Source organism: Marinobacter sp. M5B, from assembly GCF_042604615.1.
In the GTDB taxonomy this organism is placed as follows: Bacteria; Pseudomonadota; Gammaproteobacteria; order Pseudomonadales; family Oleiphilaceae; genus Marinobacter; species Marinobacter salarius.
On the sequence record NZ_CP156894.1, the window covers coordinates 1,333,700 to 1,349,500 of the forward strand.

Consider the following 15,801-nt stretch of genomic DNA (forward strand, 5'->3'; position numbering starts at 1 on the left):
ATTACAGCTCCGGGCCGGCAACCGCTGTCGGCCCGTCTGATGCCTGGTCTGAAAGGCGTCCCGCCTGAATCTGCCGCAACCCATCGTGTACTGTCTGCCACAAATCCCGCGTTACATCTGTCAGGTCCGTGCTGTCGTCGATAGTCACCACCGGATGGGCGATAACGCCGACCTCGACCGCCGGCTGGCGCAGCATGCGCATTAAATGATGCTGAAACTCATCGTCGCCAATGAACGGCGCCAAATGGTCGGGGTGGCCGTTTCTCAAATAACCGATGCTCAGAGGTTGTATGTCCACGCCTGCATCCGCCGCGGCGTGAAGCAGCCTGCTATGGAAGGGCAGGACGGTCACTCCGGCTGTGGTGGTGCCTTCGGGAAACACCAGCACCGACTGCCCGTTCAGAAGAGTTCGGGCAATTTCGTCGCGGGCCTGGCCGGCTTTGCCATTGCCGCGCTGAATGAACAGCGTGCCCGCCTGCGTGGCCAGCCAACCGATCACCGGCCAGCGGCCTACTTCCGCTTTGGACAGGAAGCGCAGGGGCGCCTGTCCGCCAAGTACAGGAATGTCCGACCAGGAGATGTGGTTGCTGACATAGAGCACGGGCCTGTTGCTGAAGGTGCCCTGCGTGGACATGCGAAAGCCAAGGCAGCGACTGGCTCCGTTAAAGCAGATGCGGGCGAAGGGCGCGCGGTCGATTTGGCAGCGGAACAGGGTCTCAACCAGTAACAGAGTGCCGGCAAGCGTTGCCGTCAGGCCCATGAAGCCGGTAAAGAGTACCAGTCTTGCGGTCAGGCGTATCAGTTCCATAACCAATCCTCGGGTTGCCAGGGTAGTCCCGGTTGTCTACTGGGCCTGTTTACGCATGAAATGGCGGCTGTAGCGACTGGCCAGGTTGTTGACGTCCAGCACCACCAACAGGTCTGCGCAACGGAAGTCCGGGTCCCAGCAGGGCTCGCCGCAGACGCGGGCGCCGAGGCGCATGTAGGCCTTGATCAGCGCGGGAACGTCCACCGGGCGATCCTCGCTGACAGTGTGGGTCAGGTGCGGCATTGCCCGTAACGGGGTTACCCGGTACTCCTCGCCGGCCAGGAATTCCCGCTGCAGGTATCGGGCTATGCGCCAGGCTTTCAGGCCGCCATCTGACATACCGATACTGGCGCAGCCAATCAGGTAATCCACGTTTCGCGATACCAGGTATTCCGCAACGGATGCCCACAACAGGCTGATGGTCGCACCATTACGATAGTCCGGGTGCACGCAGGTTCTCCCAAGCTCGGCGACAGTCCCGGGGAGTTGGTAAAGGGAAGAGAGTTCGAACTCACCCTCGGAATAGAAGCCTCCGGCTTCCATGGCCTGGCTGTGGTGAAGCACTCGTGTTGTAGCGACCAGTTCACCGGTGTTCTCATCGGTGACAATCAGATGATCGCAGAATCGGTCAAACTCGTCCGCATCAATGCCAGGGACGGTAGCCCCCAGGTCAGAACCATACTCTTCCGAGAAAACCTGATAGCGCAATTTCTGAGCGGATTCAACGAGATCCGGCTGTTGGGTAATGACGGTTTTGAGCTGTCGGGCCGAGCGTGACAGGCGGGCGGTCTGGGCGTTCATGGCAATGCCTCTTTGTTTCCACTTTTCGACAAGGCTATGAATCCGGTGTGACATCGGAATGAACGGGGGATGACGACTTTGTGACAAGTCCCGTTATCGGTGTGGAGGTGTGACCTTTGTCACGGGCTGTAACGAACAGGCGGTTCCATGTATATTTCTGAATAGCATGTATAATTGCTGTTACAGGAGGTAGCCTGTATTGTCAGTTGGGTAGCTGATCTTCTGACAGGCAGCTCTGTTCCGGCCATGTGGGGTGACGTTGGCCGGACGTTTCAGAAACCGGAAAAACAAAATCAGAGATGGATGGCGTGGAACAGACGAACGAAAGTTGGCGGATTCTTATAGTCGAAGATGATGAGAGGCTGGCAGAGCTGACCAGGGAGTACCTGGAGAGTAACGGGTTGACTGTCACCCTCGAAACTCACGGTGGGAACGCGGTGGAGCGCATTCGCAAGGAACAGCCGGACCTGGTCGTGCTTGACCTGATGTTACCGGGTGAGGATGGACTGTCTATCTGCAGGCGTGCGCGGCCTTTTTATCCAGGCCCGATTATCATGCTTACTGCCCGCACGGACGATCTGGACCAGGTGCTCGGCCTGGAAATGGGTGCCGACGATTACATCGGCAAACCGGTTCAGCCAAGGGTGCTGCTGGCGAGAATCCGCGCCTTGCTGAGGCGGGTTACCGAGAATGGTTCGGTGGCTGCGGAAGAGGGTAGCGGTGAAGAACCGGTCAGGCTGCAGTTCAACAACCTGGTGGTGGACAGGTCAATGCGTGAAGCATGGCTGAGCGACGACAGTATCGACCTCACCAGCGCGGAATTCGACCTGCTCTGGCTATTGGCAAGCAATGCTGGCCGAGTGCTCAGTCGGGAGGAAATCTTCACCGCCCTGAGAGGGATCGAATACGATGGCCAGGACCGTTCGATCGATGTCCGGGTTTCGAGGATACGTCCCAAGATTGGCGACGATCCCATCCACCCGAGGCGCATTAAAACCGTACGCAGCAAAGGCTACCTGTTCGTAAAGGAAGCCTGACTGTTCAGTCTCTGGCGCTGGCCCGGCGGGGCCGGCGTTCATTGCCAGGGTTATCGCAATGCCCCTCAAGTTTTTTCTCAAGCTTTACGCCCGGCTGATTGGTCTTACCTTTCTGATTCTCCTGTTTTGTGCCGCATTGTTCCTGGGTGTGAATTCCGTCAGGGAGCAGTACTGGCAGGAGCGTTTTTCAGAGCCCCTGTTGCGTTGGCTTGTCGCGACTCCTCATCCTCAGCAACAGTATCCCTGGCTCAAGTCTTTCTACGATTTCCGGGTGACGCCGCCGGGTAACCTGTCGGTGTCCGATGTCATCATGGAGCGCCTTTCCTATGGCCAGGTAGTGGCGATGGACACCAGTATCGGCCAGCAGGTGATGGTCCGGAACGATAGCGGTGGGATCATCGACCTGCGATTTCGGGATATCTACAGCGATGTTGCCGAGGCAACCGCTCTCATCGCTCGCCTGCATCTTGATGACATGTCTTCGGATGGAAGGGAAGGTGCCATGTCGCAGCTATCCGATACGCTCGGGGTAGAGCTGATGGCGGTTCGGGATCAGGCCGCACTCCCGGATTCCGAGGTTCTCGAACGCGTCTCCGAGCGGGGTATCTCGCTATACCATCATCCCTCCCGGGATCGTGCCCAGGTGTTGATCCGTCTGGAAGATGGCACTCTCGTGGACATGGCTATGCCTGCGCCCTTCAGTCCCTGGGCATGGCCGGTAATGCTGCTATTGCTTGTAGTGGCGGGAAGCGTTCTCGCACTGGCTCTCTATCTGGCGTTAAGGGATGTAGACAGCAATCTCCGGGCCGTGGAGTCGGTGGCAATTCGCATAGCCCGCGGCGAGATGGGGGCGCGGGTGGATGCAGGCGACAGTCGCCTTGTGTCCCGGTTGGCCGCAGCCTTCAACGGTATGGCGGAGCATATTCAGCGGCTGGTAGGGGTTCAGCGGGAAATGATCCACGCGGTTTCCCATGAGCTGAGAACACCGGTTGCCCGTATTCGATTCGGTGTCCAGATGATCGAAAGCGCCAATTCTCCGGAGGCGCTCCAGAAGCAGCTTGATGGCATTGACGGCGACATCCAGGAGCTTGATGAGCTGATCGATGAAATCCTGACCTACGCCCGGTTGGAGCAGGGTGGTCCCGTATTTGCGCTTCAGGAGCGGTCGGTCAGTGATATCGTTCGCCAGGTGGTGAGCGAGCAGCAGATGGTCCGCCCGGATCACACCATCGAGGCAGACATTGACGATGAATCCGAGCGTTGGTCACTGTCTGATGTGGAGCCTCGGTATCTGCACCGGGCGGTTCAGAATCTGGTAGGAAACGCTGCACGCTACGCGGCCGGCCGCGTGAAAGTCCACTGCCAGTTTGATGAGGATAATTGCCGCATTGATGTGGAGGATGACGGCCCTGGTATTCCCGAAGAGGATTGGGAAAAAGTGTTTACTGCATTTGCTCGCCTCGATGACAGCCGTACCCGAACCTCGGGCGGTTATGGCCTTGGCCTCTCCATTGTCAGGAGAATCCTCTACTGGCATGGCGGGCAGGCGTTTGTCAGTCGCAGCGACGAGTTGGGCGGAGCCCGCTTCAGTCTGGTCTGGCCTCGCAAGAAGCCGGTGGAGCACACCCTCTAAGCCGTTTTGTGATGCGCCTCTCAGCCCCTAACCTGATGTAACAAAGGCGCAACACAACCTCAACTGAAGGCTGGGCAATCCGAGCCGATACTAAATGTGTAAGGGATGACTTTTGAGGTTGTAGTTCTTACGAACTTTCCTTGTTTCATTCGTCATTTGAGGGCCGGTTTTCCGGCCCTTTTTTTATGCCCGACTTTACCGTAGCGTTCTTAGCAATCCTTTGAGAAGATTGCAGCATTGACCAGAATAATGCTGAAGCACCTGAAAGGACGCCCCATGACCCAGCACCTGCTCGCCATCGATCAGGGGACCACCAGTTCCCGAGCGATCATTTTCAATGCCTCCGGCCAAGCCATCGCCACGGCGCAACAGGAATTTCACCAGTACTTTCCGAAAGATGGCCAGGTGGAACATGAGGCCGGCGAAATCTGGCAAAGTACATTGGCGGTGTGCAGGGAGGTTCTCGAGTCGTCAGGGCTGGATGCCTCAACCCTGGCAGGTATCGGCATCACCAATCAGCGGGAAACCACGGTGATCTGGGATCGGAAAACCGGAGAGCCAATTCACCGCGCGATTGTCTGGCAGGATCGACGCACAGCGTCTGTTTGCACCAAACTCAAGTCCGATGGCCATGAAGGTAGGGTGGTGGAACGCACCGGGCTCCTGATCGACCCGTATTTCTCCGCCACCAAGATTGCCTGGATACTCGACCATGTGGACGGTGCCCGTCAGAGGGCGGAAGCTGGCGAGCTTGCCTTCGGTACTGTGGACTGCTGGCTGCTCTGGAATCTGACTGGTGGGCGCTCCCACAAGACCGATGCCACTAACGCCTCGCGCACCGCGTTGTTCAATATTCATAGTCAGCAATGGGACGACGAGTTGTTGACCCTCTTCCGGGTTCCCCGGGCGCTGTTGCCGGAGGTGCTCGATTCTGCCGCGGATTTTGGCACCACCGACAGGCAGTGGCTGGGGGCATCGGTGCAGGTCGCCGGTATCGCGGGCGACCAGCACGCAGCATTGATTGGGCAGGCCTGTTTCGAGCCCGGCATGGCGAAAAGCACCTATGGCACCGGTTGTTTCCTGATGCTGAATACCGGCGAAAAGGCGCTACGCTCCGAAAACCGGTTGCTGACAACCATGGCTTATCGTTTGAATGGCAAACCGTGCTACGCCATGGAAGGCAGCATCTTTGTTGCCGGCGCCGCCATGCAATGGCTCAGGGACGGGTTGAAGCTTATCAGTCACGCCAGCGAATCCTCTGATTACGCCTCGAAAGTGGGGGCGGAAAACCCTGTTTATCTGGTTCCGGCCTTTACCGGTCTGGGTGCGCCACATTGGGATCCTCACGCCCGCGGGGCGATTCTTGGCCTTACCCGGGACACCGGAATCGGCGAGATCGTCACCGCCGGCCTGCAATCCGTCTGCTATCAGACCAAGGACCTGATCCGCGCCATCCAGAACGATGGTGCGTCCCTGCAGGCACTGCGGGTGGATGGTGGCATGGTGGTCAACGACTGGGTGATGCAATTTCTGGCGGATATCCTCAACGTGCCAGTGGACCGCCCCCGCGTGACAGAGACCACGGCTCTGGGGGCGGCCTATCTGGCCGGGCTGCAGACCGGTGTATACCAGGGGCTGGACGAGATAGCACAACTCTGGGAGCGGGAACATCGCTTCGAGGCGGCTATGAAGCCGGCACTGCGGGAGACCCTGTACGCCGGCTGGCTGGATTCCGTGGAGCGGGTTTGTAATAACTGAGGCTCGGGCTCTCAGGTTCTCTCGAAGGCGATCAGATGGTCTGCCTCCACCCGGACTGGCACGTGTTCGCCCAGGTGAAAGTCCAGATGGCTCCGGAACAGGGCCTCGAACTCGGTGTCTTCCGAGCAGCGAAAGCGATAGAGCGTCGACGTCCCGGCAAAGGTCTTTTCCACCACTTTTGGCTTAAGTTCGGAGTTGGCATCGTAGACGATGTCGTCTGGCCGGATCAGCACGTCGACCAGCGTGCCGGGTTGCCAGGTGTATGCGCGGTTGCCGCGGATGACCCCCAGCTCGGACTCAATCGTGTCCGGCCCCAACGCTTTTCCTGGAACGAAACCTCCCTGGCCCACGAAACCTGCAACAAAACGGTTGGCGGGTTCGTGGTATAAGTTGTAGGGCACGTCCCATTGCTGTATTCCGCCGTCTTTCAGAACCGCCACCTGATCACACATGGCGAAGGCTTCCTGTTGATCGTGAGTGACCAGGATGGCACTGATGCCCAGTGTCTTGAGGATTTCCCGCACATCCAGGCTGAGTCGGCGGCGCAGATCTGCGTCGAGGTTAGAGAACGGCTCGTCCAGCAGTATCAACGTGGGTTCCGGTGCCAGGGCACGGGCAAGCGCCACCCTTTGTTGCTGCCCACCCGACAGTTCATGGGGGTAGTTGTCGGCAAGATCCTGCAGATGAACCACCTTGAGCAACTCGGTGACTTTCTGATGTTTTTCCTCGCGATCCTCTCTGCGCAAGCCGAAGCCGACGTTTTCGGCAATTGTCAGGTGCGGGAACAGGGCGTAGTCCTGAAACACCATGCCGATTCGGCGCTTCTCAGGGGCGAGAGTGCGACCGGGCAGGCTGATGGAACTGGACTGCAGGCAAATCTCACCGGTATTGATGGGAAGAAATCCTGCCAATGCCCTGAGGATGGTGCTTTTTCCGCAACCGCTGGGGCCCAGCAGGCAGCCGATGTCGCCGTGACTGAGGGCAAAGTTGACGTTCCTGACCACTGAGCCATCGCCATACCCGCAGGACAGGTTGTTTACTTCCAGCAGCCAGTCAGCAGGCTGAGCCAGGCTATCGGTCATTCGGTCAGTCCAGTCGATTGAGGATCAGGAATTCCAGCAGCGCTTTCTGGGCGTGCAAGCGGTTTTCGGCTTCGTCCCAGACCACCGAACGCGGGTGTTCCATCATGTCCGCGGATATCTCCTCGCCACGGTGCGCCGGCAGGCAGTGCATGAACAGGGCGTCCTTGTCCGCCAATTTCATCAGCGAGGGATTGATCTGGTAGTTCTGGAAGACTCTCTGACGGGCTTTCTGTTCATCTTCCTGCCCCATGGAGGCCCAGACATCCGTGACCAGGAGATCGGCATCTCTGGCGGCTTCAGCCGGATCATGAACCACAGACACCCGATCCTGATGGGTTTTCAGCAATTCACTGTCAGGTTCGTAACCCTCCGGGCAGGCAACGCGCAGGTTAAAGCCGAACTGCGTTGCTGCATTGATGTAGGACTGGCACATGTTGTTGCCATCGCCAACCCAGGCAACCGTACCGCCACGAATGCTGCCGCGATGTTCCCGGTACGTCTGCATGTCGGCCAGCAGCTGGCAAGGATGGAAATCATCTGTCAGAGCGTTGATGACGGGCACTCTGGAGGCCGCCGCGAATGCGTCGACGGTATCGTGGGAAAACGTCCGGATCATGACAGCGTCCACCATGCTGGAAATCACGATGGCGGAGTCTTCAATGGGTTCTCCTCGTCCGAGCTGGGTATCACGGGGAGAGAGGAACAGAGCAGCGCCACCGAGCTGGGTCATGCCCGCCTCGAAGGATACCCGCGTACGGGTTGACGACTTCTCGAAGATCATTGCCAGGACACGATTCTTCAGGGTTTCGCGCACGACGCCCTGGCGCCAATCGTTGCGGAGTTTAGTGCCGTGGTCGACCAGACTTTCAAGCTCGTCGGAGCTTAAGTCATTGAGTGTGAGAAAATGTCTTGCTGCCATGGAGTGGCCCTTAATTAATCGATAACCCTATCCAAGAAATCCGGATCTATTCGTGGTTACAACCGGCCCGCGGTGGTCATTGTCCTGAAACGGCAATACGCCAGCACGCGGTGAGAGCCGCACTGGCGGGAAATACGGAAACGGAGGTTGCCTGAAAGGCAGGGGCTCAAGTCTAGCCCGTCAGGGGGCTGAAGACAACGCCAGGGCATATGCAGGTGTCAGGCGGTGTTTGGTGAGCGTCACGGGACGTGTACAATAGTGTCAGGCATGTCGCAACCGGGCGACCCCGTTTCCAATGAGAGGTGAGAGTTCATGGACATCAACGAAACCATCAAGAGCCAGCTTGAGGAAAACGCCATTATCCTCTATATGAAAGGCACTCCACAGGCTCCGCAGTGCGGTTTCTCAGCGAAGACCGTCCAGGCGCTGATGGCATGCGGCGAGCGGTTCGCCTTTGTAAATATTCTTGATAACCAGGAATTGCGTGAAGGCCTCAAGGTCTATTCAAGCTGGCCCACCTACCCGCAGCTCTATATCAATGGTGAGCTGGTAGGCGGCTGCGACATTATTCTCGAAATGTCGGAAAGTGGTGAGCTGGCCGAGCAGGTCAAAGCCGCTGCGAAACAGGCAGAAGCCTGAGTTAACCGTGTTTAAAGTCGTTCCGGGGCGAAAATGAGTTCGACCCGGAATTGCTTCCTTCCTGAGTATTCTTCCGGTGGTTTTGGATAAGGGCTGGCTAGCAGGGCAGCCTGATAAATCGCTCGGTCTATGTCGTTGAACCCCGTCGATTTGGTGACCTTGGCACCAGTAAGTGCTCCGCTTGGGAGTAGTTTCAGCTCAAGCTGACTGCTCACCGGCTCGGTGACACTGCGGCTGGAAGGAACCGGTCGTTTGCCGAGTTCCTTACCAATGTGTACGGCCAGGCTTGCCGTATAGGGATCCACATCTCGTGGCGACGAGGTTATCTGAGTGACCTTTTCCGGCGTGTCCTCCACCGGTTGCTCCGGGTTGCCTGCGGCAGTAGCGGCCGAGTCCTGCGAGGGCGTTGTCCGTGCTGGAGATTGGGGCTCCACCACGGGTGTTTGTGGTGATGGCGCCGAACGCGCAGTTGGTTCTTTGTGCCGGGGATGACTGGTGTCGACTTGCGGCGATTCCACAGCAACGGGGTCACGCTGGTCGCTGGTGGACGTTGGTTCAGTTGTGATCGTGTTGCGGTCCGGAGCTGTCGTGCGAGTCGGCGATGTCGCGCTGGCGGCGGATTCCGGCAAGGGAATACTGCCAGGACTGACCAGTTCCACTTTCACCGTCTGGCGATGGCTTTCCGCGCTTGGAGCCGTATAGGGAAGGGTGGCCATTATCAGGGTATGAAGCAGTAAGGCAACCGATATCGCCAGGGTGATCCGGTATTTGTCCGGGAGGCCGGTAACACTGCCATACTCCAGCATTGTTGCTCAGACGCTCCCAGTACTTTTAACCTGCCTTGCTCCGCAAGCTGCCCACGACTGCGTCCAGCGCCCGGTCAATCAGCGCTCCCTGCTCAAGGACGGTCAGACGGCCGCGCCGCATCTCATGCGCCAGGTCGGTGCGGGTTTTCTCGATCACCTTGAGCCCCATGCGATTTACGAAAACAAAGCAGTCTGCTTCCTCAATGATGGCGGACAGTTTGCAGCGGAAGCTGGCCCCGTTGACCAGGTTGAACTCCACCCAATTGCCGATTTCAATAGCATCGATCTGTGCCACATATTCGGCGATGGCGGCGTCCTCAAGCTCCTGTTGGCGCTCGATGGCAGTCTGATGAGCCGTGGGGATGTCTTCTTCGGGCTCCGGCTCGGGAGAGTCCTCCATGGCCTCGGCCAGCGCGTTGGCTCGGAAAGCTTCCGTTAACTCGTGCTTGAGGTCCGCCATCATCTCATCCAGCTTGGATGAGTTGTAGGAAACCTCTTCAAGCCCGGCCCGGAGTGACTTCAGCAAGCCGGGAACCACGCGAACCCACTGATCCCGCTCTTCATCTTCCTGATGCGGATGCAGGCACCAAATGAGGTCATCCACCACGCGGACAGTCTGTAGCCAGCGGTGTTCCACGTCGTCCCTCAGGTAAGCCAGGAACATCACCCGGCTCCAGCCGTTGATCAGGATGTTCCGCACTGGCTCCTGAAGCTTGTATCGCGCCAGTTTTTTCTGCAGCAACTGATCGACGGTTTCCTGAGCTTTCTGCGATTTGATACGTCCGCGCTCGGATTCCCGGGTGCGCTGCTCCACCAGGGAGGACTTGCGGTTTTCCCTTGCCAGGAACTGTTCGAACTCCTCGCCCAGGGTTTCAAAGAGTGTTACGTCACCATCGAATTCGTTCAGTATGCGAACGACAATGGCGTGGATCTGCTCGTACAGCTTGTCGCGGGTTTTCTCGTCACTCTCGCTCCAGCCAATGCCGGCCCGTGCCAGGGAGTTCAGCAGGCGGCGGGCTGGGTGAGTTGCTTTACTGAAGAATGACTTGTCCTTGATCACCACCTTGAGGATGGGGATCTGTAATCGGCTGATCAGGACCTGCACGGGGGCCGAGAGGTTGTAATCGTCGAGAATGAATTCAAACAACATGGACACGAGGTTGATCAGGTCCTCGTCCATTTCCGCCAACGCCGGCTTTTTGCCATCGCTGGTCGTTCCGGCCTGTGCCAGCAACTGTTGGACAACCTGATGGAGGTCAACCATCACCGGCTCGCCGGCACTCAGGTTACCGCTAATCTGTTCGCCAGGGGGGTGTTGGGGAAGTGAGCCGAGCAGACTTGCCAGTTCCGCTCCCCCAACGACATGAATATTGGGGTCGGATGCCCGCGGCGGAATGCCTGCGTTGGCGCGCTGGAGCGCCAGCATCTGCCGGATCTGGTCGAACATGGCGCCTTCATGGTGCCCTTGCTGACTTTCCGCAGCAGCGGGTTCCGTCATCGCGCTGGCGTTCCCACCTGTTTCGTCAGCGTGAGTGCCGGATGCTGTCTTGCTCTGCTGTTTACCGGCCTTGCCGTGGTAGCGGAAATTCGGAATCACGCCGGCCTGGATGAGGATTCGGTTGGCTTCGTCCAGCAACATGCCAAGGTTGGAGACAACGTAACGATCAAATTGCTTGAGCAGAATCAGGCGTTCGCGTATCTGGATTTCCAGCGCCTGGATGGCTTCCACAAAGGCGCTGCAGAGATGTTCCGGCGCCATGGGGTTAACCGGCGCTTCGTCACTGGCGCCCGGATAAACCACGCTGAAGCGTGTCTGCAGTTGTAACAGGGGACCCTGAAAGTGGACCTTGGACTTGGTGATCATGGCATTGAGGGCAACCTGTTCTTCCAGGTCGTCGTCGCCTACCAGCGACAGGCTGTCTGAGCTGGTCTGGCTGGCTAGACTTTCGTCGGCTGCCACGCTGCCGCTTTGAGGCGGATTGGCGAACAGTTGTGCTACCGCATTCTGGAAGTGACGCTCTACACCCTTCCGCTTGATACGGATTTCGCGCATGGCCTCGAAATAGCGGTTCTGCTCGTTGTTGCTTCTGGCGTTGTTTGCCAGCTCGAACAGCGAGTCATCAACTGCATCAAATGCACCCTGCAACAAATCCCCCAGTCCAGCAACGACAGTGTCGCGGATGCGAACCACCTGCGCAGGTACGGGATTTGAGCTCCCTGCCTCCCGGTGCTCGCGGAGATAATGTATGCCGGACTGCTTATTCATGGCCGACTCCTGTGTACGCCTCAACCGGATACATGACCGAGCTTACAGCTGTATTTTTTCTTTATACGTTAAATCTACCGCATTTTAACACACGGTAACATGACCAAACGCTAACGAAACCCACTAATGTTCCAAAGCACCCTAAGGAACGGCGGATCATATGCCTTACGGCATGTTGTTATTATTTTTTGCGTGACTCCAGTCTTGGGTGGAACCGCATTTCGGTCAAGAAAAATATTAAAATTTGATCTTTCTAAATAGTCAGGTGTTATAGCCAGATGATCTAGCCCATAGCGCGCTTTTTCTTCTTTTTGGGGTGAACGATCGCAGCCTTGACCACATTGTCCTTGATTTGGAGCACCTCAACGCGGTGCCCGCCCACCTTCAGGCACACGTTGGTGTCCGGGATGTTTTCCAGGGTTTCGGTGATGAGGCCGTTGAGTGTTTTGGGGCCATCAATAGGTAGCTTCCAGCCAAGGGTTTTGTTGATGGTTCGCACAGCGGACGTACCATCGATGATGTATGTGCCGTCGTCCTGGGGAATGATGTCGGGGCTGGTGGCGGCGTAATCGGTGGTGAATTCGCCAACGATCTCCTCAAGAATGTCTTCCAGTGTCGCCAGGCCGAGTACTTCTCCGTACTCGTCAACAACGATGCCGAAGCGTCGTTTCTCCTTCTGAAAGTTGATCAGTTGGGTGTTGAGGGGTGTGCTTTCCGGAATGAAATAGGGCTCACGGCACAGCTGCATCAGCATGGCCTTGTTGATTTCATCGTGAAGCAGGAGTTTTGAGGCGTTGCGCAGGTGAAGCACGCCCTGAATGTTGTTGATGTCCCCCTTGAACACCGGCAAGCGAGTGTGCTGACTGCTTCTTAGTTGGCGCAGGATGGTGTCCAGGTCATCATCCAGATCGATGCCGACCACCTCGTTGCGTGGCACCATGATGTCGTTCACGGTCACTTTCTCAAGGTCGAGGATGCTAACCAGCATGTCCTTGTGTTTGGCTGGGATCAGTGCGCCCGCCTCATTTACAAGGGTTCTCAGTTCTTCGCGGCTGAGGTGCTCGTTGGCGGCATCGTCGGCGGACACGCCGATGATCTTCAGGATGGCGCCTGTAAACAGATTAACCGCCCAAACCACGGGATAGAGTAATTTGAGCAGCGGTCCCAGTACGTGGCTGGCTGGAAAGGCAATCTTTTCGGGAAACAGTGCAGCAAGGGTTTTGGGGGTGACTTCCGCAAAAATCAGGATAACGATGGTCAGCAGAACGGTGGCAATGGCAATCCCGGCGTCGCCCCAAATGCGGATGGCGATCACCGTGGCGATGGCTGAGGCAAAGATGTTGACGAAGTTGTTGCCGATCAGGATGACGCCGATCAACTGGTCGGTGCGATTGAGGAGAGACTGGGCTCTGCGGGCGCCTCTATGGCCGGTCTTGGCCATGTGCTTCAGCCGGTACCGGTTCAGTGACATCATCCCGGTTTCAGAGCTGGAGAAGAAGGCGGAAAGCAGGATGAGTCCTGCCAGGATGATGAACAGCGCAGTAAGCGATGTTTCGTTCAAGACTGAGTGTCCTTATGTTGCCGACAAGTTGGGAAAATAGGTGGTTGAAAGTCGGGGTGTCAAGTTGGTGTCTGTCCGGGGAAATTCATGGTAGCGTCAGCCGCCCCGGTGAAAGATCAGTTCCAGCACGAACTTGCTTCCATAGAAGGCGAGCATTAACAGGGCGCACCCTGCCAGTGTCCAGCGGCTGGCGGTAATGCCGCGCCAGCCCTTCGTGTAGCGTCCGATTAGCAATGCGATGAAGACGATGAGTGACAACAGCGAGAACAGCGTTTTGTGGGCCAGATCCTGAGCGAACAGGTCGTCAATGAACAGGGCGCCGGTCACGATGGCCAGAATCAGCATGACCACGCCTGCCCACACCAGCTCGAACAGCAATGACTCCATGGTCTGCAGCGGCGGCAGGTTGCGTATCAGGACGCTGTTATAGTTCTGTTTGAGCTGGCGATTCTGCAGGTAAAGCAGCACCGCCTGTATGGCGGCCAGCGTAAACAGGCTGTAGGCTGTCACCGACAGTGCGATATGGGAGAGCATGCCGTAGTGGTCTTCCGGCACCAATCGGGAAGGGGAGTGAGTAATCAGACCCATAATGATGGTCAGCGCTGCCAGCGGGTAAACGCCAAGGAAAAGGCTTTGTACCGGTTTGCGAAGGTTGAGGGCTAGCAGCAAAAAAGCGATCAGCCAGGAAATAAGGACAGAGCTCTGGAAGAAGCCGAAATCGAAACCGCCTTCACGATGAACGGTCTGGGCAATCAACAGTCCATGTGCTGTCAGGGCCAGCAGGCCGATAAGGGTGGTGATGGCAATGCTGGTGTGTACCCGTCCCCGGAAGCTGAGAGCCTGCAGGGCGGTACCTACGCTGTAAAGCAATAACGAAGTGACCGCGAGGATCAACGTTCCCATGACGTCCTTTTTATAACCACTTTCTGACTCGAGATCGGCGGGGTTCCACGCCGATTTGACCGGGCTGGTCGTTTCAGGGCGATAGTCTGGTTATAATGTCGCGATTATGCAACAGGAATCAAGGAACCTGATCGGGTTCCGGTGTTTCATGCAACCAATTTATCCGGGTACGGAAGAGCAACATGTTTGAAAACCTCCAGGACCGACTTTCCGGCAGTCTGCGCAAGATATCTGGGCAGGCGCGGCTGACTGACGACAATATAAAGGAAACGCTGCGTGAAGTGCGCATGGCGCTGTTGGAGGCGGACGTTGCCCTGCCTGTGGTCAAGGCATTCATTGAGGGCGTGCGTCAGCGGGCAATCGGGCAGGAAGTTCAGCGTAGCCTGAGTCCGGGCCAGGTATTCGTGAAGGTTGTCCAGCAGGAGCTGGAGCGCGTGATGGGGGATGGCAACGAATCCCTCAACCTGGCAGTACAGCCACCGGCAGTGATTATGATGGCCGGCTTGCAGGGTGCCGGTAAGACCACCACGGTGGCCAAGCTTGCCCGCTTCCTTAAGGAAAGGCAGAAAAAGTCCGTTCTGGTGGTGAGCGCCGACGTGTATCGCCCGGCGGCCATTCGTCAGTTGGAAACGCTGGCCGGTGAAGTGGGTGTGGAGTTCTTTCCCAGTTCTGAGGACCAGGACCCTGTTGATATCGCCAATGGCGCCATGGATGCAGCCCGCAAGAAACATGTTGATGTTGTGATTCTGGATACCGCCGGCCGCCTGCACGTCGATGAGCAGATGATGGGCGAGATTGGTCGTCTTCATAAAGCCGTCAACCCGGTTGAAACCCTGTTTGTGGTCGACGCCATGACGGGCCAGGATGCTGCCAACACGGCCAAGGCCTTTAATGATGCGCTGCCACTGACGGGCGTTGTCCTGACCAAGACCGATGGCGATGCCCGTGGCGGTGCCGCGCTGTCGGTGCGTCACATTACTGGCAAGCCGATCAAGTTCCTGGGTGTGGGCGAGAAGTCCGATGCCCTGGAGCCATTCCACCCTGACAGGGTGGCGTCCCGGATTCTGGGTATGGGGGATGTGCTCTCCCTTATAGAGGAAGCCGAGCGCAAGATTGATCAGAAGAAAGCCCAGAAACTGACAAAGAAGATCAAGAAGGGTAAGAGCTTTGATCTTGAAGACTTCCGTGACCAGCTTCAGCAGATGAAAAGCATGGGCGGCATCGGCGGTCTGATGGATAAGCTGCCCGGTATGGGCCAGATGGCACAGATGGCCCAGCAACAGGTCAATGACAAGTCCATGGGGCAGATGGAGGCCATTATCTGCTCGATGACGGCAAAGGAGCGCCGCTACCCGGATGTGATCAATAACTCTCGCAAGCGCCGCATTGCGACGGGGTCCGGTACGCAAATCCAGGATGTGAATCGTCTGCTAAAGCAGCACAAGCAAATGCAGAAAATGATGAAGAAATTCGGCAAGAAGGGCGGAATGGCTAACATGATGCGCGGTCTTGGCGGTATGATGCCGCCGGGTGGCGCAGGCGGTGGTATGCCTCCGCGTGGGCGTATGTAGAAACCGGGATGTTTTCC

General features: G+C 57.3%; 13 protein-coding genes. 5 read left to right on the forward strand and 8 right to left on the reverse strand.

The genetic code is table 11. The features are described 5' to 3' along the window. Nucleotide 1: 1 nt before the first annotated feature. Together AAGD24_RS05965 and AAGD24_RS05970 are read right to left on the reverse strand one after the other, a co-directional pair. Nucleotides 2-808 carry a 1-acyl-sn-glycerol-3-phosphate acyltransferase gene (locus tag AAGD24_RS05965; protein ID WP_228210479.1) on the reverse strand — a complete coding sequence of 269 codons (807 nt, stop codon included), beginning with the start codon at nucleotides 806-808 and terminating at the stop codon, nucleotides 2-4. Between the two features lie 36 nt (nucleotides 809-844). Beyond that, nucleotides 845-1,609, reverse strand: a complete 765-nt coding sequence (locus AAGD24_RS05970) for a GNAT family N-acetyltransferase (protein ID WP_075195990.1) — start codon at nucleotides 1,607-1,609, stop codon at nucleotides 845-847. 299 nt (nucleotides 1,610-1,908) lie between these two features. Here AAGD24_RS05970 and AAGD24_RS05975 point away from each other — a divergent pair, with 299 nt between their 5' ends. The 3 genes from AAGD24_RS05975 to glpK all read left to right on the forward strand — a co-directional run bounded on the left by AAGD24_RS05975 (nucleotide 1,909) and on the right by glpK (nucleotide 6,037). After that, complete coding sequence (locus AAGD24_RS05975; protein ID WP_036204113.1) at nucleotides 1,909-2,646, forward strand: response regulator; 738 nt, start codon at nucleotides 1,909-1,911, stop codon at nucleotides 2,644-2,646. Between the two features lie 58 nt (nucleotides 2,647-2,704). After that, complete coding sequence (locus tag AAGD24_RS05980) at nucleotides 2,705-4,279, forward strand: ATP-binding protein (protein ID WP_036204115.1); 1,575 nt, start codon at nucleotides 2,705-2,707, stop codon at nucleotides 4,277-4,279. Nucleotides 4,280-4,555: 276 nt separating this feature from the next. After that, complete coding sequence (gene glpK, locus AAGD24_RS05985) at nucleotides 4,556-6,037, forward strand: glycerol kinase GlpK (RefSeq protein WP_036204117.1); 1,482 nt, start codon at nucleotides 4,556-4,558, stop codon at nucleotides 6,035-6,037. An 11-nt stretch (nucleotides 6,038-6,048) separates the two neighbouring features. Here glpK and AAGD24_RS05990 read toward each other — a convergent pair whose 3' ends face one another. Together AAGD24_RS05990 and argF are read right to left on the reverse strand one after the other, a co-directional pair. Next, nucleotides 6,049-7,119, reverse strand: a complete 1,071-nt coding sequence (locus AAGD24_RS05990) for an ABC transporter ATP-binding protein (RefSeq protein ID WP_036204120.1) — start codon at nucleotides 7,117-7,119, stop codon at nucleotides 6,049-6,051. Nucleotides 7,120-7,123: 4 nt separating this feature from the next. Continuing rightward, nucleotides 7,124-8,038, reverse strand: a complete 915-nt coding sequence (argF, locus tag AAGD24_RS05995) for an ornithine carbamoyltransferase (protein WP_228210480.1) — start codon at nucleotides 8,036-8,038, stop codon at nucleotides 7,124-7,126. Between the two features lie 312 nt (nucleotides 8,039-8,350). Here argF and grxD point away from each other — a divergent pair, with 312 nt between their 5' ends. Beyond that, on the forward strand, nucleotides 8,351-8,677 hold the full coding sequence (gene grxD / locus AAGD24_RS06000) for a Grx4 family monothiol glutaredoxin (RefSeq protein ID WP_036204127.1): 327 nt from the start codon (nucleotides 8,351-8,353) through the stop codon (nucleotides 8,675-8,677). Nucleotides 8,678-8,688: 11 nt separating this feature from the next. Here the strand turns inward: grxD and AAGD24_RS06005 are convergent, their stop codons facing one another. The 4 genes from AAGD24_RS06005 to AAGD24_RS06020 form a co-directional block, all read right to left on the reverse strand. Beyond that, entirely contained in the window at nucleotides 8,689-9,483 is a 795-nt protein-coding gene (locus AAGD24_RS06005; protein WP_041333513.1) for an energy transducer TonB, read from the reverse strand. 25 nt (nucleotides 9,484-9,508) lie between these two features. After that, entirely contained in the window at nucleotides 9,509-11,749 is a 2,241-nt protein-coding gene (locus AAGD24_RS06010; RefSeq protein WP_036204133.1) for a DUF1631 domain-containing protein, read from the reverse strand. A gap of 283 nt (nucleotides 11,750-12,032) precedes the next feature. Continuing rightward, nucleotides 12,033-13,310, reverse strand: a complete 1,278-nt coding sequence (locus AAGD24_RS06015; RefSeq protein WP_041333515.1) for an HlyC/CorC family transporter — start codon at nucleotides 13,308-13,310, stop codon at nucleotides 12,033-12,035. 96 nt (nucleotides 13,311-13,406) lie between these two features. Continuing rightward, a complete protein-coding gene (locus AAGD24_RS06020; RefSeq protein WP_036204139.1) occupies nucleotides 13,407-14,213 on the reverse strand; it encodes an inner membrane protein YpjD in 807 nt (268 codons plus the stop codon). A 182-nt stretch (nucleotides 14,214-14,395) separates the two neighbouring features. Between AAGD24_RS06020 and ffh the strand changes: the two genes are divergently transcribed. Then, a complete protein-coding gene (gene ffh / locus AAGD24_RS06025; protein ID WP_036204143.1) occupies nucleotides 14,396-15,784 on the forward strand; it encodes a signal recognition particle protein in 1,389 nt (462 codons plus the stop codon). Nucleotides 15,785-15,801 lie beyond the last annotated feature (17 nt).

Bases quoted from the DNA above. Each gene is read 5' to 3' on its own strand.
- AAGD24_RS05965 (WP_228210479.1), bottom strand. From the start codon at position 808: ATGGAACTGATACGCCTGACCGCAAGACTGGTACTCTTTACCGGCTTC.
- AAGD24_RS05970 (WP_075195990.1), bottom strand. From the start codon at position 1,609: ATGAACGCCCAGACCGCCCGCCTGTCACGCTCGGCCCGACAGCTCAAA.
- AAGD24_RS05975 (WP_036204113.1), top strand. From the start codon at position 1,909: ATGGATGGCGTGGAACAGACGAACGAAAGTTGGCGGATTCTTATAGTC.
- AAGD24_RS05980 (WP_036204115.1), top strand. From the start codon at position 2,705: ATGCCCCTCAAGTTTTTTCTCAAGCTTTACGCCCGGCTGATTGGTCTT.
- glpK (WP_036204117.1), top strand. From the start codon at position 4,556: ATGACCCAGCACCTGCTCGCCATCGATCAGGGGACCACCAGTTCCCGA.
- AAGD24_RS05990 (WP_036204120.1), bottom strand. From the start codon at position 7,119: ATGACCGATAGCCTGGCTCAGCCTGCTGACTGGCTGCTGGAAGTAAAC.
- argF (WP_228210480.1), bottom strand. From the start codon at position 8,038: ATGGCAGCAAGACATTTTCTCACACTCAATGACTTAAGCTCCGACGAG.
- grxD (WP_036204127.1), top strand. From the start codon at position 8,351: ATGGACATCAACGAAACCATCAAGAGCCAGCTTGAGGAAAACGCCATT.
- AAGD24_RS06005 (WP_041333513.1), bottom strand. From the start codon at position 9,483: ATGCTGGAGTATGGCAGTGTTACCGGCCTCCCGGACAAATACCGGATC.
- AAGD24_RS06010 (WP_036204133.1), bottom strand. From the start codon at position 11,749: ATGAATAAGCAGTCCGGCATACATTATCTCCGCGAGCACCGGGAGGCA.
- AAGD24_RS06020 (WP_036204139.1), bottom strand. From the start codon at position 14,213: ATGGGAACGTTGATCCTCGCGGTCACTTCGTTATTGCTTTACAGCGTA.
- ffh (WP_036204143.1), top strand. From the start codon at position 14,396: ATGTTTGAAAACCTCCAGGACCGACTTTCCGGCAGTCTGCGCAAGATA.